This is a genomic window from Streptomyces sp. NPDC088554, from assembly GCF_044752945.1.
GTDB lineage: Bacteria > Actinomycetota > Actinomycetes > Streptomycetales > Streptomycetaceae > Streptomyces.
In genome coordinates, this window is the sequence record NZ_JBIVMF010000041.1 from 16,544 (window position 1) to 41,152 (window position 24,609).

The following is a 24,609-nucleotide window of genomic DNA, read 5'->3' on the forward strand; positions in this document are numbered from 1 at the left end:
GTGGCCGTCGGCGCGTGGGGTCATTGCCCCCGGGAATGGATCGGTGGGCGCGGTTGTCGTAACTGGGCTGCGGTAACGGGCCGCACGGGACCGAAGGAGGAGCGGGGATGGCGGAGCCGAGCAGCAGACACTGGGATGGGGCCGGGCTGGAGCGCAAGATCCGCGCCGCCGGGCGGCCGTGGACGGTGGGCGACATCGCGATGGTCGCTGACGGCCAGTGGGGGGTCGGTGTCCAGTCCGACGGACGGCGAGACGAGGAGGCCGTGGTGGAGGACCGGATCGCGGATGGGCGTCGCGTCGAGTTGACGTGGGAGGACCTGGCTCGCACGGTGGGCTCCCGCATCGGGGATGCCCACCGCGACGGGGACCTCAGCTGACCGATCAGCGGTTGCGGGCCCAGTCCGGCCACCGACGGGCCGGAAACGGCCGGAGAGGCGGGCTGATCGGGTGACTGGCCCAGGGCACGTGGAGCGTGTCCGGAGCGGGCGACAGCGGCCTGGGCCAGCCGGGCTGCCGGGGCGCGGTCCGCAGGTGTGGCGGCTTCACGTGCTTCGATCACGTGGCTGATGGCCTGAAGGGACGTCCGGCTCTCGGCTTGAGCGACGCGAAGGTCCGCCGCTGAGCCGGTGATCCGTTCCAGGTCGTAGAAGGCCGGCACCCGGCCGGACCGGGTGAGGGCGTGCAGACGGTCCTGGTGCACAGCCACGGCGTTGTCGGTGACGACCAAGGCCGAGCGGATGTGCATGGCCGAGCGCAGGAGCGGGTCGTCGGTCGCGCGGCGGACCGCCAGGGATTCCAGAGCTTCGATCGGGCGGCCCCAGGCCTTCTCGATCATGGCCGTGGCCTGGTCGAGTGCGGTGGTGTCGGGCATGGTGGAACTCCCGGCATTCGGAGTGGTGCTTCGGGCAGAGGTGCTGTCCCAACGGGGACCGGAGCCGACAGTTAGCGGCTGTGGCGAGAGGCCGCCGGGGTGGCCGGCGGCCTGGCCCCGAGAGCGGGCGCAGGATTGCTCGACCGGTTCTGCGCCGAGACTTTTGTACGGCTGCGGGCGGCCATGATTCGCAGGTCGGCGGCTGTCCGAGGGGAACGTGCGGCGCGGTGGACGGCCTGCGTGACGGCAGTGCGGCGTACGTCAAGGGGAGTGGGAGCCCGAGGAACCTGGGGGGCGATCGGGCCGACGGAGGCGAGCGAGACCAAATGCTCCACCTCGCGGTGGATCTGGTGCCGCTCCCGTGCCACCGGGGCCGGATCGGCCATGGCCGCTGCCGTTGCGGCGATCAGGTGGGAGGGAGTACGGGCGGAGAAGACCGCCTCCGCGCGAGTGCCCCAGCCCGGCGGACCCGCCCAGAGCTCCACTGCTTCGTCGTCCCGGCGGGAGCGACGGTTGTCGATGAGGACGCCTGCCTGTCCGTCCGGGGCGATGATCTCGACGGTGCCCAGCTCGGCTCCGCCGTCGCGGGTCCAGCCGGCATCGGTCAGGGGCCGGACGGCGTCGGCCCAGTACAACGACGGGCTCGCCAGGAAGCGCCCGTTGCCCTCGTAGGCGTCGGCTTCGACGTAGTCGTGGGCGAGAGCGGTGGTGAGTCCGGCGACGATCTCGGCCGGGGTGACGTGGTTGAAGGTGGCTGTCCAGCGGGGTGCGGAGACGGCTTCCTCGGATGCGGTGATCTTCCAGAGCTCGAAGTCGCCGAACCAGCCGATACGGATCCTCTGATCAGGCGAGGTGACAAGAAGTTGGCAGGGGCCCTCGTCGAGGTAGTGGTGGGGCCAGTGAGCGACGGGGGCGAAGCCTGCGTCTCCGGTCCCGTTGGAACCGGCCAGGTACATGGGGCTGACCAGTACCTCTTGGTAGGGATTCTGGGTGGAGGGCTGCCGGGTGTTCATGGTCGAGGCTCCGGGGGCGAGGGAGGGGAACGCGCCCGCGTGCGCAGCGCAACGGGCTGCTCGACTGCACGCGGGCGCCGTGGCAACGGGGAGACGTGGCTGGCTCTCAGCGCCACCCGGATCACCGGCCCCGGGAGGGGGTCGACTGGGTGGGGACGGCTGCGGGCACCCGCGGTTGCGGCTGCGGCGCGTGGCTGAACAGAGCGCTCGGCGCGGCGGCGCTCCGGCGCAGGGCCGCCGCAGCACGGATGTTCTCCGACCCCAGCGGGATACCGGTGTGGGTCCGGATGGCCGCCGCGACAGGGGCTGGCTGTACCGAGCGATTCCGTGTGGCGATGGGGTCACTCCAGTGCTCGACGGCCGCGTAGACAGGGCCGAGTGCCCGCCCGGCGTCGGTCAGGACGTACGGGTCGCCGTGGCGGGGCCCGGTACGGGCGACCAAGCCGTCGACCTGAAGCCGGTTGAGCCGCTGCCGGGTCCAGGGGTTGTCCAGGCTGGCCTCCTCGGCGATGTGGACGAACCGCATGGGGCCGCCCGCGTCGAGGACCTGGATCACGGCGGTCGAATCCCGTAGGTGCAGACGCCGCACGGCGTCCTCAACGTGTTCGGCACTGGCTACTCGGCCGCCGAGCGAGAGGTTGGCCTGGGACCAGTCGGAAAGGGCGTGGTGCACCCGAGACAGCGATTCGCCGAAGGCGCTGAGCTGATACGGAGCCCTGTGGCGGTCGCCGACTCGGGTTACCAGTCCGTCAGCGTGCATCTGGGCCAGCCGCTTGCTGACAAGCTGCTCGCTGACGAAGGGGAGCCTGGTCGCGACGTCACGCACACGCATAGGGCTGCCCTGCTGCGCCAGGGTCTGCACCGACCAGGTGGTCCACTTCGGTGCTATCAGGGAAAGCGCGTCCTCGACACGCTGGGCACCGACCGACCCGATTGAGGCGGCGGAAGACTGAGGGGAGGCGGGCATGGGGTGAACTCCTCAAGTGAAGAGGGGGTTTGTGGACTTGAGGTGCGCCCTGAGCTGTCAGCGGGAGGTGCTCTCGGCTCGAAGCCTCTGGAGCACCGCGCCGAGGCGGCGGTTGCTGACGTGGACGCCGCGGTCGCGCAGGCCCTGGCGCAGGGCCTCGCGGTTGAGGCGATGCAGGCCGGCGGCGACCTCGCGGGCTATGGCCAGCAGGTCCTTGTCAGGAGCAGGGACGGTTCGATGAGCCGATGGACGCTGAGTAGAAGCGCGGTCCAGGAGGAGGCGGACATCCAGCAGGTCCCAGACCGCTTCCGCCTCGCTCTGTTCCTGGCGTTCGAGGTCGACGACTTCGGTCGCGTACAGCAGCACGAGATCGTCGAGGGCATGTCCGCCGGAGCGGCGCCCCTGCCGGGCCGCGACGAGGCGGTCGCGGGCGGACCGGGCATCGGCGCCGATCCGGACGAGGCCGTCGAGTCGGCGCAGCAGGATGGGCAGGACAGGATCGTCGGAGCGACCGGAGGTGTGGCCGCGCCGCAGATCCTCCAGCGGGCGTCCGTACCGGTGCTCGACCAGACGGCGGGTGTAGATCGTAGTGGACATGGTGGGCGTCCTTATCTGAGGGGAATCAGCGGGAACGGGAAGACTTGGCGGCCGTGCCTGTTGCGGGTGCGGCAGACGGATCGGCGACGGCGCCGGGGATTGCCGTGGTGTCGCTGCGGCTGAGGGCGGCGGATACGCGCGGCGTGGCCGTACGCGCGTCTCGAAGGGCCGCCTTGCCCTGCGCCGTGAGGGAGAGGAGTTGCCCAGGCCGGTACAGCCCCTCGCTGGTGTCCTGGTCCAGTAGCCCGTCGGCGACCAGCTGCTGGACGGTCTCGGGCCAGACCTCCGGGGTGGGGCGCCGGCCCTGCCCGTCGGAAAGATAGATATCGCCGGAGAGCCCGCTCTGGTGGAATCGCAGCCTGCCGCCCTCGACGGCTTCGAGGGCTTGGAGGCGGCGATCGCCCGCGATCGTCACGTCGTCGCTCCGGCCCGGTTCCACTTCGCCCAGATTCAGATCCTTGTCCAGCACCTTGGAGGACCGCTCAGGGTCAGGGCCGGGCAGAAGACCGCGGTAGGCGGACACCGCGAGGGTGAGATGCTCGTATGCCGCGCCCCGTCGGGCGCTCAGCACTTCGATCTGGGGCCCGATGGTTGCCAGGACCCCGTGCGACCCGCGCATGTTGACGACCGCACCCTGCCCGACGGGCTCAAGGATCTCGATTGCGGACCGCGCACGGCGGGACAGCTCGTTGTGCAGGTCATCGACATGGCCGGCACCGACAGCCACCATCCTGCCGAGAACACTGAGCGAACCACTTTGGTCGGGATCGCTCAGAAGCCAGGGATCGTCGACGGACAGAGCCTCGGAGACAAGGTGGGCGCCGGGCCGCTGCGCAGGATCGTGGGGATTCATCCGGTCGCCTCCATCCGGGCCAGGAGTGAGCGGACCAGGGTGGGCAGGCTCTCGGGGCCGTCGCCGATCCAGACGTGGTCGGTCGCCTCGCCGAGGACGTACGCGGCATCTTCGAGAAGACCGCTGGAGATCTCCATGCAGGCGTCGGTGATCCGGGAGGCTGCGAGCAGGGACTCGGAGAGCACCTCGACGTAGTCGACCGGCGTGAGACCGGCGGCCTCGGCTGCAGTACGGATCGCCGCCAACTCCAGTGCGTTGAAGGCAAAGTCGAACTCGCTGTCCCGCTCCATGTCGGCGGGGACGGCGGAGGCCGGGTCCGGCGGTTCGGTGGGGATGCCGACGCGCGTGCAGATCCGGTCGACTGAGGCGGTCAGTTCGGCGAGGGACTCGGTGAGCCACCCCAGCGCCGAGGCGTAGGAGGCCAGGGTGAAGAGACCCGCCGGAGTCGTGGGGAGAGGATCGTCGGCCACGAAGCCTTCGAGCCGGTCGCTCAGCTCGCAGACGACCTGAGGCCCGGCGGACAGTGCGCCAAGCACGGGGTGCAGGTAGGAACGGCTGGCGGCTGTCGGGTATTCGGCCGTGAGGATACCGGAGACACTGTGCGCAACTTCGGTGAGGAGGTCAGCCAGTTCGGTTCGGGCTAGGTGGGTACGGTCGGCGGTCATCGCTGAGGAGCCTTTCGACGAGCGGTAGCAGTGGGTGGGGCTGCTGCGGGAGGAGCTGCCGGGACCGCGGTCGGCTGGTCGACCGTGCGGGGAGAGCGGGATCGAGCGGCCTGCACGCGCGCCTCGGAGGCAGATGCGGTCCCGGGTTCCTGGTGGGGGCTGGTGCGCAGGTGCGCTGTGCGGTAGACCGCGTAGTCCTTCCGGCTGCCGGCGGCGACGAGATAGATCTCGCGCTTGTGGTGCGAGGCCGGTGGAGCCGGGCGGAACTGGATGACCATCCGGTAGGAGACGGACGGATCGACGTAGACCTTGTGGAAGCCCGTGAGGCGGCCCTTCAGCGGCAGGCAGTCGTCGCTGCCGTGAACCAGGTTCTGCAGCTCCAGCAGAGCCAAGTCACGCATCTTGTCGGGGAGTTCCCGCAGGTCCGCGATGGCGTCCGGGTGTGCGGAGAAGGCGAAACGGGCGCGGCTCACACCGACCTCCCGGTCGCTGGTCGCTGGGCTGTTCCCGCTGACGGCGCGCTGCGGGCGTCAGGGGCCGTCGTGATCGTCGAGGTACCGGCGGAGCGGGTGAGGGCGGCGCGCGTCCGCAGGTCGGCTGCCTCGCCCCGGTTTTCCGGCGGCTGCGGCAGAGGGCGGCTGCGGTCGTCCAGCCAGTGCCGGGCGGCGTCCTCGTCGGCGAAGGCGCCCTCGCGCATCGTGTAGGTGCGGCCGTCGGGATGTCCCTCGTCGAGGAAGAGGCGTATCGGGGACTGGGCGGCGTTGGAGTCGCGGGTCAGTGTCCATGCTTCGCACGGGTCGTAGTCCGAGGTGCGGGTGGCGAGGACTTCGTACCGCTTGCCCGACGTGCGGATCTGGTGCTCGACGTGGGTGGTGAGGTCGTCGGCGGGTTTCATGAAGCCCTTGTCGATCTGGGCGATTTGCTCGGGTGGGCACCCGTGTTCGGTCAGCCAGTTCTGGGCGAAGGGCAGGGTGGCGTGATAGGCCGACTTGAAGGTGAACGTCTTTTCGGCGTGGTCTCGGGTGACCTTGATCGCCAGGATCTGCGGATCGTCGGGTACGGCCCAGGTGGCCGAGCTGTCGTGGGCGACGACGTAGCTGGGCGATCCGTTCGGGGGTTCGTGGTGTTCGGCGAGGATCGTCAGGGCGCTTGGCCAGATCCCTTGCTCCGCGTATGCGGAGTCCGCGTCGGCGGGCTCGAATCCGTCGAGGCGGAAGTCGAAGTCGTTGCTCATGCCGCTAGTCCCAACTGCTCGGGTGCGGGCGTGGCCAGCACGCGATGGTTGGGCCGGGTCGGGCTCGTCGTACATGCGGCGAAAGGCCCGTCGGGCGCGCGGAGATGGACCAGCGCCTGGTCCAGGTGGTCGCGGTGCCACGTCGAAGGACCAGAGAGGCCGGCTTCGGCGTCGGTGAGCTGCTGCCACGCGAGCCAGAGGGCGTGCAGCCGGGCGACGGCCTCGGGGTGTTCGTGCCACTGCGAACACCATGGGCGGGTCGTGCTGATCTCTCGGCCGTACACCGGGAGGAAGAGGTAGTTCACCCAGTCGCTGAGGGCCGCGATCTCGATGGCGTACGCCTCGCCGCCCAAGGCGAGGATGAACACCGAAGCGGGGCCATCCTCCTGCGCGGAGCCGGCAGCCTGGGCCGCTGTTACGCCGTCAGCCGACGGGCGTGCGGTGGAGGCGGGAGCGGGCTCGGAGCCCAGGCGGTCGAGGATGACGCCGTGCTGCCTGACCTCGGCCATGGTCTTGGCGAGGGTGCTGGCGAGGTCGTCGAGGTCCCCGTCGGGGACGCGGAACGGCTCCGGGGCGGGGGCGGTCGTGCTGGTGTCGGACATGGGGGCGTGCTCCATCTGTGGGACGGCGACATGAGGGAGAGGATCCGGAGGAACCGCGATTTGGCCCGGCCGGAAAAGCCCGGTAGTGGAGCGCTACGCCGTCGCGCAGCGAGGGCAGCGCGGGAAGGGCGGGGCCAACAACTGCAGTGCCCGTGTGGCCTGTTGTGGGACAGCGCCGTTGCCGAGTGCGGTGAGTTGAGCTGAGCGTCCGAGCCCCGGAGTGGCGGTGACCCAGCCGGGCCCCAGGCCCTGCATCCACTCCACGAAGTCGGCACGAAGGAGTCCGGCCGCATCGGTGGGCGGCGGCGCGGGGCGAGTGAGCATCTCCCATCGGGTGATGGCGGCTGCGTACGCCCCCCATCGCTGGTCGGCTCCCTGGTTTCCGGAGCTGGTTCCGTCCAGAGCGGCAGAACCGCTGCTGACAGGGGTGGGCGCCGCCCCTTGTCCGGTCGGCGTCCCGGGGTGCCGGTGTCGTTGGCCCGCGGTGTGGGCAGCAGGGACGCCGCCGCGCTCGGCAGGGTCATGTCCCCGTTGCCGTGCCGCTGGTTGGGTGAGCCCTTGATCCCATCCGATGCCTTCGGAGTGGGCAGGAGCCACTCCACCTCGTCGGCCAGGTTCGGGCCGTGTCCTCCGCTCTTCCTCTTGGAGGGGTGCTGTGATCCGCCGTTCTTGCCGATGTTGCTGGTCGGCGTCTTGAACAGCGGGTTCGGCGGGCCAGGCGACGAACGTGCGCTCGCGGCGGTGCGGGGCCCCGATGTCGGAGGCGCGAAGCACGAGCCACTTCGTGTCGTACCGGAGGTCGGCCAGGGATCCGAGTACGGCACCGAGTGCCCGCAGAGGAGGCTGACCTGGAGTGTCTCCCAGACACCACGGGCAGAATTCCACGTCGCCAGGGGAACCGGCGGGTGAGGTGAGGAGGCCGCGCACATTCTCGATCACAACCAGGCAAGGTCGGAGGGCTTCGACCGCACGGGCGACGTGCAGCCACAGCCCGGAGCGGGTCTGGGCGTTGAGTCCGGCCCTGCGGCCGGAGACCGAGACGTCTTTGACAGGGGAAGCCCGCCGTCAGGACGCACACCCGGGGAACGCTGGACCAGTCGACGGTCGTGATGTCGCCCAGGTTCGGAACGCCGGGCCAGTGGCGGGCCAGGATGCGCGAGGCGTTCGGATCGACCTCAGCGTGCCAGGCCAGCGTGCCCCCGAGCGCCGACTGGACGCCCAGGTCCAGCCCGCCGTACCCCGAGCAGAGCGAGCCGATCAGCGGAGGGCCCGCGACGGTGGTCTGCATGTCACCGACCCCGAGCGATCCGGTCCGCAGGAGCTGCTGCCCCCGGGACGGTAGGTGGAGGTGAAGCGGATGCGGGAGCCGCGGTCGTGGACCGGCTACGGGCTGCCTGCAGCTGCGCGGACGGAGGCGAAACCGTCGCCGACACGGCGTGAAGGGAGTCGGCGGCTTCGCGTAGGGCCGTGTTCGCCATGCTGAGCGCGTCATCCGTCACCGAGTCGCAGCCTCCCGAGCGTCCATGGCATCGGGCTGGTCGCGGAGATGCTCGGTCTGGTTCAGGAACGAGAGCTGGTGGGCCACTGCCCCGAGAGCGGATGCCGCCTCGCTGGCAGGTCCTACGGCGGCGGCGAAGCTGGTGATGACCCGCGCAGTGTGGGCCTCCTGGTCTTGGTCGACGACCCGGAAGAGGACCTCGTCACCCAAATTGCTTATCAGCGTGCCGAGTTCGGAGATCTGCCGGGCGACAGCGGCGCTGTCCGGCGAGCGGTGGGGGTCTCCGGGGATCGGGAGCTTGCCGCGCTGGGCGTCGAAAGCTGAAGCCGTGGCACGCAGGGCCAAGGCGTCGGAGACGGGGGTGTTGTTCACGGTGAATCCCAAGGGAGAGGACGAGCGACGGAAGGGGGGAGGGTTCAGCCGTGTCCGCGAGAGGGCGGTCGCACGGCGGCCGGGCTGGGGGCAGAGCCAGGCCGGGCTGAGGATGGCGAGACTGGGCGCGGTGTGCTGCGGGCGAGTGCCGCGTGCACCTGCGCAGGGGGTGGCCCGGTCGGCGAAGGAGCTGGGGCCGACGGCGTCGGTGCGGGACGGCCGTTCGCCGCCTGCCAGCGGGCCCGCACTTCATCGAGTGGACCGAGCGTGTGCAAGGCGTGATTGATGAGCCGCCCGGGGGCCAGAGCCTCGTTCTCTGCCAAGGCCCGGACGGCACGCGCAGAGGTCGCCGCCGTGCGGGTGACCGACGAGCGCATCACCAGCTTGCCGAGCCATTCGGCGCTGCCTGGACCCACACCGTCGCAGATGGCGGTGAGCTGGTCGCTGGTCAGCGTTCCGTCGGCCAGAAGCCCACGCCGCTGGGCCTCCCAGAGCAGGGTGATCCGGTCGATGGGTTCACCCCGGTGGTGCGGCGCGCCGAGGCAGCGGTAGAGCTGCCCGTGGGCGGGGTCGGCGAAGTCGCCGGGCCGCAGCCAGCCGACTACCTCGTCCATGGCTTTCGGTTGCTTAGCGAGGACGGCTAGAAGGAACCGCTCGTCCTCGGCGACCTGGTCGGCCCGAACCGGCGGTGGCCCGACCGGGACGGTGGCCGGCGGAGCGGCGGGCGCGACCGGGCGCGGTTCGGTACCCCACCGCTGTGCGATATCGCTGAGCACTCCGGTCAGAACGTCCGCGTAATGCAGGGCTCCCTCGACTTCGCCCCGCAGGGCGTCGGCGCGAGCCGCCTGGTGGAGGCGGAATGCGTGTTCCGTGATGCTGCGATGGATCGCGCCCTCCAGCACCATGCGGCCGTACACCGGAGCGTGCGCGGGACGGGGGCAGGCGGAGATCAGAGTGTGGGTGTACACCGCGGTCAGCCCTCGTACGTGAGTGCTGGCCTTGTCGACCGCATCGGTCACCCATGACAGCGGTACGGACTCTTCGGCCAACGCGGGGTGGCCGTCGTCTCGGAGTTTGCGCAGCGCGGCGAACAGCGCCTGGTGGACGGGCCGGTAAAAGTGATCCGGCGCGAGCCAGTCGAGGTGCGAGAGCTGGCCCGGGTCGAGCAGCACGGAGCCGAGTACCGCCTGCTCGGCACCCAGCAGCGGGTTCATCGCTGCCCCCCTGCGTCAGAAGCGGGAGGTTCACTCTCCCGGGCGCGGAGGTCGGCGACTGCCTGGTCGGCAGAGGCCATCGCCCGGGCGAAGCGGTCCAGCGTGCTGGTGAACGTGGGATCGGAGGCGAGTATCGACCCGGCCCCGCTGACCAACCACCACTGGCCGCCGCTTCGAACGACCGGCGGGCGTACGAGCGGCCCGGGACGTGGCGTGTGCGCGCTCATGCCGACCGGCCGAAGTCGTCACGGCCGTGGGTCTTCGCGAGGGCCCGCTCGGTGATCGCCTTCGTCGCATGGGCCGAGGCCGGGCCGACCACCTTGGCGGACGGCTCCATGTACCAGGGCCGGAGATCGAGCATGGCGACCCGGATGCCTGTGGCCAGGAGCAGTGCCTTGCCCTTGGGCAGGGCGCGGATCGCATCGGGCGGCAGGATCCGCTCGGTGCGCATGCTCACCGAGGTGGACTTGCCGCCGTCGCTGGTCGACACCGAGGTGGTCTGCACGTCGTGGTCGCCGACCTGCCTGCTGAGCCGGTCGGCGAAGTCCGCGTCGTCGATGCCCGAACCGATGATCTTGACGGTGGCCGCAGACCAAAGCGCGTCCATGCCGGCCTCGCCCCAGCACCGCTGGCCCTGCCGGTAGGACTGCAGGATCGTCATCGGGATGACACCCCGGCTGCCCAAGTGGCTGTACAAGTCGGGGAGATCGCTGATCTTGCACACGTTCGCGGCCTCGTCGAGGACGCACAGCGCGGGCGGGTCCAGCCGTCCGCCGGAGCGCTCGGCGACAACCACGGCCGCGCGCATTACGGCGTCAGCCGCTGCGGCAATGATCGCGCTCGCGCTGCCGCCGCCGTCCTTGCTCAACAGGTACAGGGTGTCGCGGGACGTGGCGAACGCGAAGGGCTTGAACTCGGGGAGATCCTTGGCGGGGGTTACCCACGCTGCGACGTCCGGGTCGAGCAGGCAGCTCGCGTACTGCCGCGCCGTCTCGAAGATTCCGTCGCGCGTTTCCGTCGCACCGGAGACGGTCCCCTGGAGCTGGGCCGCGACCGCGTCGTGGCCGGCATCCGTGAGCAGGTCGACCGGGGTCCGGTCGGCGGGGGACGCGAGCCAGGCCAGGACGTCGGTGATCGGGCGCCGGTGACTGGCGGCAGCGAGGAACAGCGCGCCGAGCGTGTTGCTCGCGGCGGTCGACCAGAAGTCGGAGCCGTTCGACTCGTCCACGCTGGCGGCGACGAAGTGCCCAGCCAGGCGCTTCGCCCCGGCCAGGTCGCGGGCGTCGGCCAGGATGTCCCACCACATCTCGCGCGGATGGTGGGCGATCTGCTGCGGGTCGAGCGTCCAGATCGCACCGACCTCGCCCCTAGCGTCCACCGTCGCGGTGAAGGCATCGTTCGCCGCCTTGTTACTGGTGAGCAGCACAGGGCCGGGCGCCGCGAGAATCGCAGGGATCGCGAGTCCGGAGGTCTTACCGCTTCGCGGAGCCATGATCGCGACGATCACGTCCTCCCAGGACGCGCGGACATTGGCCCGCCCCGGAGAAAGGGCGCCGAGAAGGATGCCGCGGTCAGCAGGGGCGACCTCTTTTACACTCCTGGCCGCTCAAGGACGGCCGCAGGCTCCTGGCCTTGGCGGTGATCTCCTTGTCCAGCAGCGGAGCGAGGTCGGCCTTCCGGGCGAGGCCGTTCTTCGGGCCGCCGAGCAGCCGCAGCCACAGCACCAGGCCGAGGACGGTGAGGCAGACGGACAGCAGGCCGGGGATGATCCGCGCGCCGACCAACAGGGCGGTGGGGCTCAGGTTCGGCCACAGCACCTCGGGATGGAGCAGTGCGTCAGCGGCCCTGAACGAAGGCCAAGCCCCCTCCCCAAAGAGGGAGTTGGTGAGACTGCCGCTCAGCCAGGCCAGCGAACCGAAGGCGAGCGCGATGCCGAGTATGCCGAAGAGGAGGTAGAGGAGCGCGTCCGACCCGGTGGTGGTCGAAGGCGCGCTGGTACGCGGTGCGGGCATGGTGAGTCCTGGAATTGAGCGCAGGCGAGTAATGGGGGCGGGGCACGCGGCGCTCTTCTGCTGGTCATCGAGGAAGCTCCTGTTCAGGAAGGGAGTCGGTGGTCGGGCCTATCGAGCGCGAGGGGCTCGGGGCGGCGAAGTGTTCGGCGCCGCGTCTGCGGAACTGGCCGGGACGTCGCGCGCTGGGCGGCAGCCTTCGGCGAGGAGATACGGGCAGCACACGGCCGATTCGTTTCCGCAGTGCCATCGGCGGCCGGCGGGGCCGAAGCGACCGGACCAGCACCGAGGACATCGCTGAGCAGCTCCCTGGTCCGCAGCACGTTGACCATCTCGTGGCGCCTGGGATCGGTGAGTTCGGCAGAGCACGCGGCGATTCCGTCCTCGGCGACCGCCAACTGCTCCTGGACGTCCCGGAGCATGCCGTGGGCGGCGGCCAGCCGCGTCCAGGTCTCGAATGTGGGGTTGTGGTGCGGGTCGTCTGATAGAGCCACGGGTGCTGCGGACCAGGGGACGACGGCCAGACTTCGGACGGAGAGGACGCCGGTGGCCGGGGGATTGAAGAGACCATCTGGGTCACCGCGTCCGAGGGCCAGGGGCCTGCGACGGAAGTACGGCCGCGCTGGCGTCCGATGCCCCAGCACCGAAGGTCGAGGAGACCTTGGCCTTAGCCGCTGCGGGCGATGTGGCGAGAGCGGCGCTTCGGGGGTCGGGGAGCCTCGGAGAGTGCGTCCGTGTCTCGACCTGGGGCTGCTGCGCGCGGCCGAGACGGCTCAACCCATCCTCTGAGTAACCGAGTTCCGACTGCGCTGAGCTGACGAACTCCGCAGCAAAGCCGAACCGGTCGGCGAGCTGGTACGCCTCGTCGTCGAGGTCTGTGATCTGCTCGCCTGCCGCTTCCAGCGCTTCCCGGACACGCTCCAGTGCGCCGTGTTCGGGATGAAGGAGGTGGTCGACCGCCCGCCGAAGGCCCTCACCGTTCTCGGCAGACCTGATCTGGTCGGTGAGTCGAAGGAGTTCCGCTCCGGCGGTGTAGGGCCCGAGCGGGTTTGCCGAGGTGGCCGTGCGGCCGGAGTCGAGGGGAGGGGTCGAGGTCGACTCCGTAGCGAGCGGCACGAAGCATTTCGGCTGCATAGGTGGCGATGGCCGAGCGATCAACGGCCGGGGTCGTGGTGGGCAGGCGATGGCGTCGGCCGTACCAGTCCTCGATCTGCTGGAAGCCGGCGTGCTTGAGGAGCGTGGCGGAAAGGTCGTTGCTGGAGCCCTTCGCCGAAACGCTGCCGCTGGGCTCGGCGGTGATGGTGATGGAGGGGGCAGGCACGTGGGCCTCCTGGGCGCGGGTTGTCGGGTGTGAAGCGATGGGCAGATGGCCCAGCTCGGCGGCGAGGCGGTGGCACTCGGTCTGGAGACGGAAGGCATCGCGATAGGCGTTGTGGAGGCTGCCGTCCTCACGAGCGAGGGTGGCCACGACATGCACCTGCCGGGACTGGTTGCGCAGGGCGATCCACCGGCAGGCGTCCGGATCGCCTTCTGGGGCGATGCCGGTGACAGCCACGAGGCGGTGGGCGACCGTGGCCCACTGGGCGTCGGTGAGGTCCGGTCGGCGAGGGTCGGAGCGGACCGAGCAGATCCATACCGGCCGTTCGGGTGCGCGGGCCCCGAGGCGTTCGACGGGAGCGTCGAGGGCACGGGTCAAGTATGGCAGCGAGACAGACTCGGCGAGCAGGTCGATCGGGGCTCCGTGGCCGTCGCCCGCGATCAGCCGGGGACTGGTGTGGTTACCGCGTTCGCCCGGCCCGTACAGGTATGAGAGCAGGCCGGCGGTGTTGCTGGCGCGCTGCAGGTGGGCGATCACGGCGTCTACCTCGAAGGGGAGTGGCGGACAGGAGCCCTGTCTTCGGGCTGTCAGGGAGAGAGGATCCGCAGGATCCGCGATGTGGCGCGGCCGGAGATCACTGGTAGAAGCCGCCGCTCACCCCGGGGCGTCGAGGCCGTGGTCGTAGGTGAAGTTCGCACAGGCGGCGCGGGCGAAGTAGGCGTCGTTGTGCAGGCGGGCCCAGCGGCCGTCCTGGCGGATGACGGTTGCGACGATGTCGGGCCCGTTGGCCTGGTTGCGCATGGCCGCCCACCGGCAGGCCGCCGGGTCGGCTTCCGGCTCTATGCCCGTGGCGTCGAGGACCTTGCGCGTCAGCTCGAACCAGTCGTCGTCGAGTTCCACGCCGGTGGTGTTGCGGATGGCACAGTGCCAGGTGAGCCGCCGTGACGCGGTCTGACCGGTCCGCGGCTTCCGTAGCGCGACTGGTTCATCGAGCAGCAGTGCCAGGTGCGGCAGGACGACGGTTCTTGGGCGGTCAGCTCCGGGGACCAGGCGGTGAGCAGGTAGGGGGCGAAGTCTGGCTCGCTGCGGTGGAGGTGGCCGAGGAGGTCTGTGGTGTTCTCGATGCGCCGCACATCGCAGCGCAGGGGGTACTCGGGCATGGGGTATCCAGGTCCTTGACAGGGGAGTCGGTGCCCCGCTGAGGCCGGGCACCGGGGGGTCAGAAGTGGGGGTTCTCGGTCGGCCGGTCGGCTTCGGTGGCGGCTTGGAGCAGCTCGGCGAGGTCGTCGGGTTCGGAGGAGCGCTGGTCGATCCACCACCCGGCACGGGTGATGGTGCGAGCGGCCTTCTCGATCTCCTCCCACTCCGTCTCGCTGGTCTCGCCTTCGAGGACCAGGGCGGTGTAGGCGGCGGTCAGGACCTGGTGGCGACAGCGCACACTCCAGGCGACCGCTCGCTCGGTCCCCTCCAGAGGAGGCATCCGGTACTGCTGAGACCAGGCTTCGGATTCGGCCTGCTCTTCGGCCCGCTTGGCCTCCAGCCAGGCGGCCTTGTCCTGCTCGTCGCCCTCTTTGGCGGCCCGCCAGCAGTCGGTGCACTCCTGCTTGGCGAGCCATTCGGCGAAGCCCGCGCGACGGTCGGCTGCCCGTTCGGACAGGTCGCGTTCGGCCTGGTGGCCGCAGGAGTGGGTGATCTGCCAGATGGTCTTCACGGCCATGGGAACTGCTCCTTAAGGGAGTTGGGTCAGCGATTGCGGGAGAACGCGATGCGCGGGTCGACCGGCCGGGCCGCAGGAGCGGAGGCGGCGGGAGCGGGGACCGGTGCCTTGCCCGGGAGGCCGGCGCGGGCTGGGCTGGCGGCGAGGGCGGCGGCGCTCATGGGGAACTTGTGGGTGGTGATGCCCTGATTGCGCTCGTGGCGCGCGGCCGTCGCGGGTGCAGGAGGGCGGCGCGCTGCTACGTCCTGGGCGAGACGGGGCTGCACCGCCACCTGGAGATCGGATCGGTGCATCGACACCGTGGCGCTGGCGATCTTCTCCAGGGCCTTGCTGCGGTCGGCGGTGATGGGCAGCGTGTAGATATCCAGGTCCGGGTTCAGCCGCCAGCCGTGTTCCTCCAGGATGAGTCGGCCGCCGAGCGCGGAGGAATGGCCGCTGGTGGCCGCGACGATGCCGAGCTGCGGATGTTCGGCGAACGCGACGTCGGGATCTATGCGCGGGGGCCGGTTAGGGGCGGGAGCCGCACCGGAGGCCAGCGAGGGGTCGAATGCGGCATCCACATCGACCTGGTAGCCGACCTTGCGCAGCAGCACGACGGCCCGGGTGGCGCGGTGCGGTCCGTCGCGCTGTTGGTCGGCCAGTGCGTACAGCGTCGGGCGGCTGGGGACGGGGTGGAAGTTGAGTTTGTTCAACGTCCATGTGCTGGCGGCGAGTTGCTTCGGGTTCGCGGCGACGATGCCATAGTCGGGTGGCGGCCGACTGCGATGTCCGGAAGCGAGTCGTGATCGGGGGTGAGCATGACTGATCCGTCCGGTGCGTGCTCGGGGAGAGGGGTGGTCGAGGGCCGGGATGGTTTTGCTGGTGCGGGGCATGGCGCACTCCGAAACGGGAAGCGGTCAGAGACCGGGTGCGGACGAGGGGCGGGCGGGCGGCGGCGGTCCGGGACGTACGGCCGGATTCAGCGTCGCTGTTGTCGGTGTGGTGCGTCGTACACCTGGTGAGGTCGATAGCGCGGCGGTAACGCGCGGTACGACAGGCTCCAGTGAGACGGACTGGTCTGACCAGGTGTGTTGTGGATGGGAAGTGTGCCGGTCGGCGAGGCCGTCGCGCAGCGAGCGGATTTCCACCGCGTAGGAGTCGAGCTGTTCGGTAATGTGACGCAGCCGGTCAGCGTGGTGCCGGTCGGTGGGTTCGCCTAGTTCTTTCCACCAGTCGGCTGTTGCGGTGAGGGAATCGACGACCTGCTGGAGAATGCCGTCGCCGGGAGCGGTCAGTTCGCTGAGCGCGGCGACGACCTCACTGGTGTGCCCCGCTGTCTGGATGGATCGAGACAGATCACCGAGACTCGTTCCGCGGGTGCCGGGGCACGGCGGGTCGGGGTTGAGCAGGTCGGGGTCGGACGAGATGCCGAAGATGGCTTCGGTATGCAGCATGCCGAGGGCCCGGGTGACCGCTCGCCGCTGGTCGGCCGGGTCGGTCATGGCTGCGGGCAGGCGGTGGATAGCGTCCTCCCGCGCGAGTTGCTGGGGCCCCGGGCTGGGCGGTAGACCGAGCTGATCGAGACGGGTGCCGATGCCCGCGAGCAGGTGGGGGATGCTGCCACCGTACGGGGCGTGGGGGCCGTCGGGCTCCGAGTTGTAGACCACCTCGTGGAACGTGGAGTCGTCGGGATGCCCGCGCGTCACCAGCCAGCTCTCCGGGTACCCGGGCGGGTGGTCGGTGGCAGGTTCCTGGGGCGGGGAGATGATCAGGGCGCTGCCGTCGGGGAGTTCGGCACGGACGATACGGTCACTCAGCCCGTACTCGACAGTGCACACCAGACCCCGCAGCCGAAGCGGCGCGACGAGATGATGGTACTGCTGCTCCCGCTCGGAGGTGACGGTGTCTTCTCGGAAGGGTGTGCTGGTGTGTGCGGTGACATATGTGTCTTCGCATTGGAAGGTGATGGTGGCCTGATCGGGGTGCATGTGGGGGCTTCTCCGGTGTTGGTGCCCGGTCGTGAGAAACGCGGCAGGGCGGGAGCTCGCAGGGTGACCTTCGTCGAGGATGCGGCGGTACGGTGATTTGGCCTCACCGGAATTCGGTGCTAAAGGCGTCATCGCGAGTGGCACGTGGCAGTGGGGATCGACGCTGTCGAGAGGGCGGTGAGGCGGGCGAAGCGCGGCGTTGAACGTCGCGGATCGGGCCGGGGCTATCCCCGGCATGTCCGGTAGGCGTAGGCCGGTCGATGCCGATCCGGTCGGTCAGGTGACCGGGGACCAGGCCAGAGCCCGCCGACTTGCCAGAGGGATATTGAGTGAACCGGAGAGGCCCTGGGGTGGCGCGGGGTCTCCGTGTCATGCTGGTTGATCTTATTTACTTAATTATGTGTAGTGCGGGGGGCGTTGTGTCATGGGATACACCATTCCTGAGGGTGTCGACACCATGCTCGACGTTGTTGGTGTGGGGTGGCCGAATGTCGATGAGGACGCCTATCGCGACATGGCCGACGCGCTGCGGGAGTTCGCGGACGATGCGGATGATGACGGGTACGCGGCTCATCAGCACATTCAGCGGTTGCTTTCGAGCGGGCAGAGTGAGTCGCTGACTGCTCTGGACCACCACTGGGTGAGGGTCCAGGACAAGTGCAAGGATCTGGCGGCGGCGGCGCGGATTGTCGCCGGTGCGCTGGACCGGGTGGCGGACATTGTTGTGGCGCGGAAGATCGCTGCGGTGGGTGAGCTGGTGGATCTGTGCGCGACGGTGGGGATTACGCTGGCGTTCGCCCCGGTAACGGCTGGTCTTTCGACGTTGCTGGCCGGGGGGAAGATCGTCGCCACCCGGATCGCGTTCAAGCGGATCCTCAAGGAGATGGCGGAGGCAGCGGTCTCGGAGATCGTCGCGACGCTGACGCAGCCCGCGGTCGCCGCGCTGGAGAACATAGCAGCGGACCTGGCGATCCAGACCGCTCTGAATGTCACAGGCGTGCAGGACGGCTACAGCACCGCCCAGACCGTACAGGCGGGCAAGGACGGATTGCAGCTTGCTTCCGCGGGTGCTCTGGGAGGGCGCGGGCCCGGCGGCGGTCCGGAGATCGACCATGATGCGCATGGCCGGGCGGGGACGAAGCTGGCTGGTGTGCAGATCTCCCTGCGGGACAAGGCAGGGAGCAAACTCGGTAAGGCGAAGGGCCACCATGGGCGGGCCAAGGGCAAGGATTCGCTGACGGCTGTTCTGGACGCGTCCATCGAGAAGGTGACGCAGAAGCTCGGCAAGGGGCTCGATGACCTCGGCGAGCACCTCGGTAGCACTCTGCCCAAGGCCATCAGCAGGAGTTCGGCCACGCACAAGGGGGCGGACCAGGGTGTCCGCGATGGGATCAGGAAGATCGCATCCGGTGATGGCAAAGACGGCGGCGAGGACGGCGGACGCCGTGGCGGTGCGGACAGCGGGCGGCGACGCCTTCCCGCGTCGATGCGGGAGGCACTGGACCGGGGCCGCGCGCTGGCGGTCTCTCTTCGCAAGCGCCACTGCCGGACCGATCCTGTCGATGTCGCGAGCGGGGAGATGGTCCTGGCTCAGACGGACCTGGCGCTGCCCGGGCTCCTGCCGCTGGTCCTGCGGCGTACGCATATCTCCGGATACCGCTACGGGCGCTGCTTCGGGGCGAGTTGGGCGTCCACGCTCGACGAGCGGCTGGAGATGCTCGGTGGCGGCGCGGCATGGGCGCGTGCGGACGGCTCGGTGCTGGTCTACCCCTCGCTACCCGCAGAGGGTGAGGAGGTCTGGCCTCTTGAAGGAGACCGGCTGCCGCTCACCTATGTGGAGTCCAGTGTTCTGGGTGACGTCACGTACGCGGTACGGGACCTCCGTGCGGGTCTGACGCGGTGTTTTACCGGCAGTCCTTACCGGGCGGGTGGTCTGTACTGGCTGTGTGAGGTCGAGGACCGTAACGGCAACACCATCCGGATCGGCCGTGGTGAGGACGGCTTGCCGGCCTCGGTGGTCCACGGGGGCGGCTACCGTGTTCTGGTCTCGCGCGACCCGGAACGAGGCTGTGTCACCGCGCTGGCGCTACAGACCCCGGAGGGCCCCGTCGAGGTGAGGTCCTTCGGCTACGGAGGTGACGGTCAGTTGGAAGCAGTCTTCAACTCCACTAGCACCGCAATGCTGTTCACCTATGACGGGGAAGGTCGGATCACTTCCTGGACCGACCGGAACAACTCCACCTACCGGTACGTGTACGACAGCGCCGGCCGTGTCATCCGTACGGTTGGCCCGGACGGTTTCCTGTCCTCCTCGTTCGCCTACGACGTGCACGGCGAGACCGGCCACGGCATCACCCGCTACACCGATTCCACGGGCGCGACCACGGTCTTCCACATCGACCACGCCTTCCAGGTCGTCGCCGAAACCGATCCGCTGGGACATACGACCCACTTCGAGTTCGACGCCCAGGACCAGTTGCTGGCACAGACCGACGCCCGGGGACGTACCACCCGCTTCGCGCGTGACGCCCACGGAAATCTCGTCGGTCTCGTCGCTCCCGATGGTGTGTGTACCAGTGCCGCGTACAACGAGATGCGCCAGCCCGTCGAAGTCAACGAACGCGGTGGTATCCGCAGGTCCTACGTGTACGACCCGCAGGGCAACCGCACCGCTGTCATCGAGCCCACGGGCGCCCGCACGGAGTACGAGTTCAACGACCGAGGCCACGTGACCAGTGTGCACAGTCCGGTGGGCGGTGTCACACGGATCGAGAACGACGCGGCCGGCCTGCCTGTGCGGATTACCGCGCCCGACGGTGCGAGCACCGTCTGCGTCCGGGATGCCTTCGGCCGTGTCATCGCCGCCACCGACGCTCTGGGCGGCACACTCCGCCAGGGGTGGACGGTCGAGGGAAAGCCCGCATGGCGTGAGCTGCCCGACGGCACCCGGGAGGAATGGGCCTGGGACGGCGAGGGCAATCTCGTCGGCCACACCGATCGTATGGGCCGGACGAGTTCCTCCACGGCCACCCACTTCGACCTGCCCGCCTCCACCCGCACCGCGGAGGGAAACGGATACCGCTTCACCCACGACACGGAACTGCGCTTGACCGGGGTTACCAATGCCCAGGGCAGGCAATGGCACTACACCTACGACGCGGCCGGACGCCTCATATCCGAGACCGACTTCGACGGCCGTACCGTGTCCTACGAACACGACGCACTGGGACAGCTGATACGCCGCACCAACGCCGCTGGCCAGACACTGACGTTCGAACGCGATGTCCTCGGCCGCGTCACCCGGCTGTGCCACGACGACGGCTCCGCGAGCATCTTCACCCGTGGAGAGTCCGGCCACGTCACACAGATCATCAACGCTCACGCCCGCATCGACCTCCAGCGTGACACAGCGGGACGGGTCGTGGCCGAGACCGTCAACGGACGCACCCTGAGCTTCGCCTACGACGCTCTCGGCCGCCGGACCCACCGGCGTACCCCGTCGGGTGCCCGCAGCGATCTCACCTACAGCTGGGAGGGGCTGGCCACCTACACGGCCGACGGGCACACGTTTCGTTTCGACCGTGATGCGTTGGGGCGTGAAACCGTACGGACCCTTGATGACACACTTACGTACCGTCAGGACTGGGACAGGGTGGGCCGACTTGTCCACCAGTCCCTCAGCACACCGGATGCGGATGTCCTGGTACGGACTTTCGGCTACCAGGCCGACGGCTCACCCGTCAGCGTCGACGACAGCCGCACCGGCCGCCGCACCTACACCGTCGACGCGGGCTCCCGGATCACCGCCGTCCACGCACGCGGGTGGAGCGAGCAGTACGCCTACAACACCGAAGGCGGCCAGACCCACACCGTCCTTCCCGCCCAGGCGCCCGGCCAGGACACCACCGGCCCACGCGACTACGACGGCACCCGTGTCACCCGGGCCGGACGAAGCCGGTACCACTACGACGCCCAGGGCCGTATCACTTCGCGGCAGACCACCACCCTCAGCGGGAAAACCCTCTCATGGCGCTTCACCTGGGACGCCGAAGACCGCCTCACCCTCGTCCATTCCTCCGACGGAACACGATGGCGCTACCTCTACGACGCGCTCGGCCGCCGGATCGCCAAACAGCGCCTGGACACCGACAGCCACGTCACCGAAACCACCTCCTACTGCTGGGACGGGGCACAACTCGCAGAGCAGTACACCGCGGGCACAACACTCGTGTGGGACTACGCGGGACTGCGCCCGCTCTCGCAGCGTGAGGTCAAGACCGGCAGTGCCCAGGAGGAGATCGACCGGCGGTTCTTCGCGATCGTCACCGATCTGTCCGGCAGTCCCAGCGAACTCGTCGGCAGCGACGGGGCGCTGGCGTGGCGGGCCCGTTCCACCGTGTGGGGCGCTACCCAGTGGAGCCGTGACTGCACCGCGTACACCCCGTTGCGCTATCCGGGCCAGTATTTCGACCCGGAAACCGGGCTCCACTACAACGTCAACCGCTACTACGACCCCGACCTGGGGCAGTACATCAGCGCCGACCCGCTCGGCCTCGCCCCCGCCGTCAACCACTACACCTACGTCCCCAACCCGTTCACCCTCGCCGACCCCCTGGGACTGGCAGGCTGCGACGCCGACCCCCGATGGGGAGGACGGGTCACCTTCACCCGGGACGAACACGGCCGCCCGTACGAAATGAACGCGGTCATCACACGGGACATGCTCAACGAGGGCACGCAGGCCAGGAACTCGCTGGAGCCGCCCGGCTTCCTCGGTGGCGACTACAACCAGGCACGCGGCCACATGCTGGCCCGCATGCTGGGCGGGTCCGGCGACACACTGGATAACTTGTTCACCATCACCCAGACCCCGACAAACAGTCCTGATATGCGCGACTGGGAAAAGCGTATCTATGACGCGGTCGCGGACGGTGAGATCGTCACCTACAACGTCTATCTCGAATACACCGACGACCTGAAGGACTCCGTGCCGAAGTATATTCAGCTCGAAGCCAGCAGCAACCGGAACCTGGACGTGGACGTGCCCCTGACCAACCCCGCCCACGCCCAGCAGCAGCTACACCGCCAAGGACTTCTGTGACCGGTATCCACGACCTCATCCACCTCTGTCCGCCTCCGCCGGACACTTCCCCCGTGGACTGGGAGGCGGTGGAAGACACTCTCGGTATGCGGCTGCCCCGCGACTACAAACAGCTGGCCGCCCTCTACGGTCCCGGTGCCTTCTGCGGGTTCATCCGCCTCTACCACCCGCACGCGCCGACCGAGTGGGTCAGCATCACCGGCCCCATGCCCGCCACCATCCGGGAACAGCTCCAGCACGCTCGGGACCACGGCACCTACCCCGTTCCGTACGAACCGGGCTCGCTCTTCGCTATCGGCGTGACCGACAACGGCGAATACCTCTTCTGGGTCACCGATCCCCGTACCGAACCCGACAGCTGGCACATCGCCGTCAACGAAGCACGCGGCCCCGGCTGGTACCACTTCGAAGGCACACTCACCCACTTCCTCACCTCCGTCCTCAGCGGCCGGACCAAGGTCCCCCTGTTCCCGGACGACCTCCTCGCCAACGGCGCCGCCTTCGCCCCCACCACAGCGGCCCCCGGCAACCGCCGCCCCGAACCCCGTCCCACCGCAGGACCCATCGACCCCAAAGCCGTACGGGCCTGGGCCCGCGCCAACGGCCACCACCTACCCGACCGAGGACGCATCCCCGCTGCAATCCTCACCGAATGGGAACAATCCACCGGCCGCTGACGGAAAACGCGGGAGAGCAGGGCGGCAGGATAGGGAGCTTCAGGCGTGCTGCTTTGTCGACATCCGGGCGTCGGTGTCGAACAGCTCGCGCTCGGCCGGGTGCAGGATGTGCTGGGTGATGAAGGAGCGGCTGGCGACTTTCCACAGGCCCCGTCCCTTGGTCAGGGCTGAGACTGCCTGGGTTTCGACGCCGGTCAGGCCGAGCAGCGATGCGGCGGTGGCGAGTTGGTCGGGTTCCTGGCGGTAGATGATGCGGGTGGAGCAGTCGGCGAGGAGGCCCTCGGCGAGCACCCGGCCGCGTGAGCCGGCGTCGCCTGCGCTGAGCAGGTCGCTGAGGCGGTGGATGACCATCAGGTTGGCGATGCCGAGCCCTCGGGAGAGCTTCCACTGGCTCTGCATGCGTTCGAGCAGGCCGACGTGCCTCATCAGTCGCCATGCTTCGTCGTAGATCACCCAGCGTCGGCCGCCGTTGGGGTCGGCGAGGGCGGACTCCATCCATGCGCTCGCGCAGGTCATGGCGAGGACCAGCGCGGTGTCGTCGCCGGAGCCGCCGAGCTGGGAGAGGTCGATGGACAGCATCGGCGTGGTCGGGTCGAAGGCCACCGTAGAGGGGGCGTCGAACATGCCGCTGAGGTCACCATGTACCAGGCGTCGCAGGGCGTGCGCGAGGTCCTGGGCGGCGGACCCCAGGTGCCCGGCCTGGTGGCCGAGGGCGCGGTCGAGGCGTTCGGGCGAGCCGAGCACGTGGGCGATCTCGCCGAGCAGGGGCACCGTGCCCCGGGCAGTGGCCTCGGCGACGACCAGGTCGAGTGCGAGGTCCAGGGCGGTGTGTTCCATCGGCAGCAGATCGCGCTTCAGCACGGTGCGTGCCAGGCTGGCCAGGAGAAGGAGGCGGCGCTTTCGGACCTCGGTCGACCAGTCGCCCTCGCTCACCGAAGCCGGCCGGGCTGGGGCGTCCAGAGGGTTCAGCCGACCCGGAAGTCCCGGCCCGAGCGCGATGCTGTAGCCGCCAAGCGCTTGCGCTACGCCGGTCCATTCTTCCTTCGGGTCGCAGGGGGATGTAGATCCGGTAGCCGTGGGCGATCGACCGGGTGGCGATGGACTTGGCCAGCGCCGACTTGCCCATGCCGATGATTCCGGCCAGGACCACGTTCGGGTTCGTGAAGCCCTCGATCCGGCCGCTGCTGTACAGCGAGAACGGATCGAAGCAGAACGCGGCCTCGGCGTGGACGTCGCGGCCGGTGAAGATCCCCTCCGCCCCCAGGCCGCCCTCGGCCACGAACGGGTAGGCCCTGGAAGCGGTGGCGGTGGTCATCCGGTGGGCGGGCAGGTTGAGCTTGCCGCCGCGGGCCGAGGCCGGACCGGGACGACCCGACGGCAGATAGGTCGCCCGCAGCTCCGGGTCGAAGGTCCGCTCGGCGCGGTGCTTGAGCGGTGTTCCGGCGAGATGGGCCTGGCGGCGGGCCTCGGCGAAACCGGCTCGGGCGGCCCGCTGCTCGGCACGCGATGCCTTGTGCGGCACGAACAGGGGAGAGGGGCTGGCGCGAGTGCGGGGCATGAACGATTCTCCAGACAGGGTGGCGGGTCAGTGGCAGATGAGGCCGGTGAACGGGGCGTGCAGGTCGGCCGGAGTGGTGCGGCGGCGCACCAGGTGCGCGGTGCGCTGGTGGCGCTGGCAGATGGTCAGCTCCGGAGCCCCTTCGGGCAGGCCGGCCTGGCACGCCTCGGGTTCGGGCACCTCGCCGGAGTCCGGCCGGGGCGCCGAGTGGTAAGCGCCGTGGATGTGCTCGGCGGCCTGCCAGATCCGGGTGCGGGCGACACGGAGCTGGTCGCCCTTGGCTAGTGCCGTATCAGGCAACGTTGGCCCTGTCGATGACCGCGCGTAGGCGCCGGTCGTCGGCGTGGCGGTTTCGCCAGATGATGTAGCGGCGGAT

At 69.4% G+C, this 24,609-nt stretch carries 22 protein-coding genes and 3 pseudogenes; 4 read left to right on the plus strand and 21 right to left on the minus strand.

The window, feature by feature from the left end:
- Positions 1 to 107 precede the first annotated feature (107 nt).
- Positions 108 to 377: a hypothetical protein gene (locus ACIP8W_RS29935; RefSeq protein WP_402205476.1), complete on the plus strand. Its 270-nt coding sequence runs from the start codon at positions 108 to 110 to the stop codon at positions 375 to 377.
- Positions 378 to 942: 565 nt separating this feature from the next.
- Here ACIP8W_RS29935 and ACIP8W_RS29940 read toward each other — a convergent pair.
- The 10 genes and pseudogenes from ACIP8W_RS29940 to ACIP8W_RS29985 form a co-directional block, all read right to left on the minus strand.
- A complete protein-coding gene (locus ACIP8W_RS29940) occupies positions 943 to 1,884 on the minus strand; it encodes a DUF317 domain-containing protein (protein ID WP_402205478.1) in 942 nt (313 codons plus the stop codon).
- A 121-nt stretch (positions 1,885 to 2,005) separates the two neighbouring features.
- The gene (locus ACIP8W_RS29945; RefSeq protein WP_402205480.1) at positions 2,006 to 2,851 is read right to left on the minus strand and encodes a winged helix-turn-helix transcriptional regulator; all 846 of its coding nucleotides are present in this window, start codon (positions 2,849 to 2,851) and stop codon (positions 2,006 to 2,008) included.
- A 57-nt stretch (positions 2,852 to 2,908) separates the two neighbouring features.
- Positions 2,909 to 3,448, minus strand: a complete 540-nt coding sequence (locus tag ACIP8W_RS29950; protein ID WP_402205482.1) for a hypothetical protein — start codon at positions 3,446 to 3,448, stop codon at positions 2,909 to 2,911.
- 25 nt (positions 3,449 to 3,473) lie between these two features.
- Positions 3,474 to 4,301 carry a large ATP-binding protein gene (locus ACIP8W_RS29955; RefSeq protein WP_402205484.1) on the minus strand — a complete coding sequence of 276 codons (828 nt, stop codon included), beginning with the start codon at positions 4,299 to 4,301 and terminating at the stop codon, positions 3,474 to 3,476.
- Entirely contained in the window at positions 4,298 to 4,966 is a 669-nt protein-coding gene (locus tag ACIP8W_RS29960; protein ID WP_402205486.1) for a hypothetical protein, read from the minus strand. The genes ACIP8W_RS29955 and ACIP8W_RS29960 overlap by 4 nt, the downstream gene beginning before the upstream one ends.
- On the minus strand, positions 4,963 to 5,439 hold the full coding sequence (locus ACIP8W_RS29965; protein ID WP_402205487.1) for a hypothetical protein: 477 nt from the start codon (positions 5,437 to 5,439) through the stop codon (positions 4,963 to 4,965). The genes ACIP8W_RS29960 and ACIP8W_RS29965 overlap by 4 nt, the downstream gene beginning before the upstream one ends.
- Positions 5,436 to 6,200 carry a glycosyl hydrolase gene (locus ACIP8W_RS29970; RefSeq protein ID WP_402205489.1) on the minus strand — a complete coding sequence of 255 codons (765 nt, stop codon included), beginning with the start codon at positions 6,198 to 6,200 and terminating at the stop codon, positions 5,436 to 5,438. Before ACIP8W_RS29970 ends, ACIP8W_RS29965 begins: the two co-directional genes overlap by 4 nt.
- Complete coding sequence (locus ACIP8W_RS29975) at positions 6,197 to 6,802, minus strand: DUF4913 domain-containing protein (protein WP_402205491.1); 606 nt, start codon at positions 6,800 to 6,802, stop codon at positions 6,197 to 6,199. Before ACIP8W_RS29975 ends, ACIP8W_RS29970 begins: the two co-directional genes overlap by 4 nt.
- A gap of 93 nt (positions 6,803 to 6,895) precedes the next feature.
- A complete protein-coding gene (locus tag ACIP8W_RS29980) occupies positions 6,896 to 7,792 on the minus strand; it encodes a DNA cytosine methyltransferase (protein ID WP_402205505.1) in 897 nt (298 codons plus the stop codon).
- 115 nt (positions 7,793 to 7,907) lie between these two features.
- A pseudogene (locus ACIP8W_RS29985) lies at positions 7,908 to 8,030 on the minus strand (DNA methyltransferase); the annotation flags it as partial.
- Between ACIP8W_RS29985 and ACIP8W_RS29990 the strand changes: the two are divergent.
- On the plus strand, positions 7,983 to 8,144 hold the full coding sequence (locus tag ACIP8W_RS29990; RefSeq protein ID WP_402205507.1) for a hypothetical protein: 162 nt from the start codon (positions 7,983 to 7,985) through the stop codon (positions 8,142 to 8,144). The pseudogene ACIP8W_RS29985 and the gene ACIP8W_RS29990 overlap by 48 nt on opposite strands.
- A 153-nt stretch (positions 8,145 to 8,297) precedes the next feature.
- Here ACIP8W_RS29990 and ACIP8W_RS29995 read toward each other — a convergent pair whose 3' ends face one another.
- From ACIP8W_RS29995 to ACIP8W_RS30035, 9 genes and pseudogenes are all read right to left on the minus strand, one after another.
- The gene (locus tag ACIP8W_RS29995) at positions 8,298 to 8,672 is read right to left on the minus strand and encodes a hypothetical protein (RefSeq protein WP_402205493.1); all 375 of its coding nucleotides are present in this window, start codon (positions 8,670 to 8,672) and stop codon (positions 8,298 to 8,300) included.
- Between the two features lie 44 nt (positions 8,673 to 8,716).
- Positions 8,717 to 9,886, minus strand: a complete 1,170-nt coding sequence (locus ACIP8W_RS30000; RefSeq protein ID WP_402205495.1) for a DnaB-like helicase N-terminal domain-containing protein — start codon at positions 9,884 to 9,886, stop codon at positions 8,717 to 8,719.
- Positions 9,887 to 10,109: 223 nt separating this feature from the next.
- Positions 10,110 to 11,898: pseudogene (locus ACIP8W_RS30005) on the minus strand (type IV secretory system conjugative DNA transfer family protein).
- An 83-nt stretch (positions 11,899 to 11,981) separates the two neighbouring features.
- The gene (locus tag ACIP8W_RS30010; RefSeq protein ID WP_402205496.1) at positions 11,982 to 12,389 is read right to left on the minus strand and encodes a hypothetical protein; all 408 of its coding nucleotides are present in this window, start codon (positions 12,387 to 12,389) and stop codon (positions 11,982 to 11,984) included.
- A 479-nt stretch (positions 12,390 to 12,868) separates the two neighbouring features.
- Positions 12,869 to 13,750, minus strand: a complete 882-nt coding sequence (locus ACIP8W_RS30015) for a hypothetical protein (RefSeq protein WP_402150282.1) — start codon at positions 13,748 to 13,750, stop codon at positions 12,869 to 12,871.
- Between the two features lie 117 nt (positions 13,751 to 13,867).
- Positions 13,868 to 14,113, minus strand: a complete 246-nt coding sequence (locus ACIP8W_RS30020) for a hypothetical protein (protein ID WP_402150287.1) — start codon at positions 14,111 to 14,113, stop codon at positions 13,868 to 13,870.
- Positions 14,114 to 14,432: 319 nt separating this feature from the next.
- On the minus strand, positions 14,433 to 14,930 hold the full coding sequence (locus ACIP8W_RS30025) for a hypothetical protein (protein WP_402150289.1): 498 nt from the start codon (positions 14,928 to 14,930) through the stop codon (positions 14,433 to 14,435).
- A gap of 26 nt (positions 14,931 to 14,956) precedes the next feature.
- Positions 14,957 to 15,622 carry a hypothetical protein gene (locus ACIP8W_RS30030; RefSeq protein WP_402150291.1) on the minus strand — a complete coding sequence of 222 codons (666 nt, stop codon included), beginning with the start codon at positions 15,620 to 15,622 and terminating at the stop codon, positions 14,957 to 14,959.
- Positions 15,623 to 15,826: 204 nt separating this feature from the next.
- Positions 15,827 to 16,897, minus strand: coding sequence for a hypothetical protein (locus tag ACIP8W_RS30035; RefSeq protein ID WP_402150294.1), 1,071 nt, complete (start codon positions 16,895 to 16,897; stop codon positions 15,827 to 15,829).
- 424 nt (positions 16,898 to 17,321) lie between these two features.
- Between ACIP8W_RS30035 and ACIP8W_RS30040 the strand changes: the two genes are divergently transcribed.
- Positions 17,322 to 21,998, plus strand: coding sequence for an RHS repeat-associated core domain-containing protein (locus ACIP8W_RS30040; RefSeq protein WP_402205499.1), 4,677 nt, complete (start codon positions 17,322 to 17,324; stop codon positions 21,996 to 21,998).
- A 53-nt stretch (positions 21,999 to 22,051) separates the two neighbouring features.
- The gene (locus ACIP8W_RS30045) at positions 22,052 to 22,675 is read left to right on the plus strand and encodes a histone-like nucleoid-structuring protein Lsr2 (protein WP_402150300.1); all 624 of its coding nucleotides are present in this window, start codon (positions 22,052 to 22,054) and stop codon (positions 22,673 to 22,675) included.
- Between the two features lie 39 nt (positions 22,676 to 22,714).
- Here the strand turns inward: ACIP8W_RS30045 and ACIP8W_RS30050 are convergent.
- Both ACIP8W_RS30050 and ACIP8W_RS30055 read right to left on the minus strand, forming a co-directional pair.
- A pseudogene (locus ACIP8W_RS30050) lies at positions 22,715 to 24,233 on the minus strand (ATP-binding protein).
- A 27-nt stretch (positions 24,234 to 24,260) separates the two neighbouring features.
- Positions 24,261 to 24,533 (minus strand): DUF6238 family protein, encoded by a 273-nt coding sequence (locus ACIP8W_RS30055; RefSeq protein WP_402205501.1) that lies wholly within the window; start codon positions 24,531 to 24,533, stop codon positions 24,261 to 24,263.
- Positions 24,534 to 24,609 lie beyond the last annotated feature (76 nt).

Bases quoted from the DNA above. Each gene is read 5' to 3' on its own strand.
- ACIP8W_RS29935 (WP_402205476.1), top strand. From the start codon at position 108: ATGGCGGAGCCGAGCAGCAGACACTGGGATGGGGCCGGGCTGGAGCGC.
- ACIP8W_RS29940 (WP_402205478.1), bottom strand. From the start codon at position 1,884: ATGAACACCCGGCAGCCCTCCACCCAGAATCCCTACCAAGAGGTACTG.
- ACIP8W_RS29945 (WP_402205480.1), bottom strand. From the start codon at position 2,851: ATGCCCGCCTCCCCTCAGTCTTCCGCCGCCTCAATCGGGTCGGTCGGT.
- ACIP8W_RS29950 (WP_402205482.1), bottom strand. From the start codon at position 3,448: ATGTCCACTACGATCTACACCCGCCGTCTGGTCGAGCACCGGTACGGA.
- ACIP8W_RS29955 (WP_402205484.1), bottom strand. From the start codon at position 4,301: ATGAATCCCCACGATCCTGCGCAGCGGCCCGGCGCCCACCTTGTCTCC.
- ACIP8W_RS29960 (WP_402205486.1), bottom strand. From the start codon at position 4,966: ATGACCGCCGACCGTACCCACCTAGCCCGAACCGAACTGGCTGACCTC.
- ACIP8W_RS29970 (WP_402205489.1), bottom strand. From the start codon at position 6,200: ATGAGCAACGACTTCGACTTCCGCCTCGACGGATTCGAGCCCGCCGAC.
- ACIP8W_RS29975 (WP_402205491.1), bottom strand. From the start codon at position 6,802: ATGTCCGACACCAGCACGACCGCCCCCGCCCCGGAGCCGTTCCGCGTC.
- ACIP8W_RS30000 (WP_402205495.1), bottom strand. From the start codon at position 9,886: ATGAACCCGCTGCTGGGTGCCGAGCAGGCGGTACTCGGCTCCGTGCTG.
- ACIP8W_RS30025 (WP_402150289.1), bottom strand. From the start codon at position 14,930: ATGGCCGTGAAGACCATCTGGCAGATCACCCACTCCTGCGGCCACCAG.
- ACIP8W_RS30035 (WP_402150294.1), bottom strand. From the start codon at position 16,897: ATGCACCCCGATCAGGCCACCATCACCTTCCAATGCGAAGACACATAT.
- ACIP8W_RS30040 (WP_402205499.1), top strand. From the start codon at position 17,322: ATGGGATACACCATTCCTGAGGGTGTCGACACCATGCTCGACGTTGTT.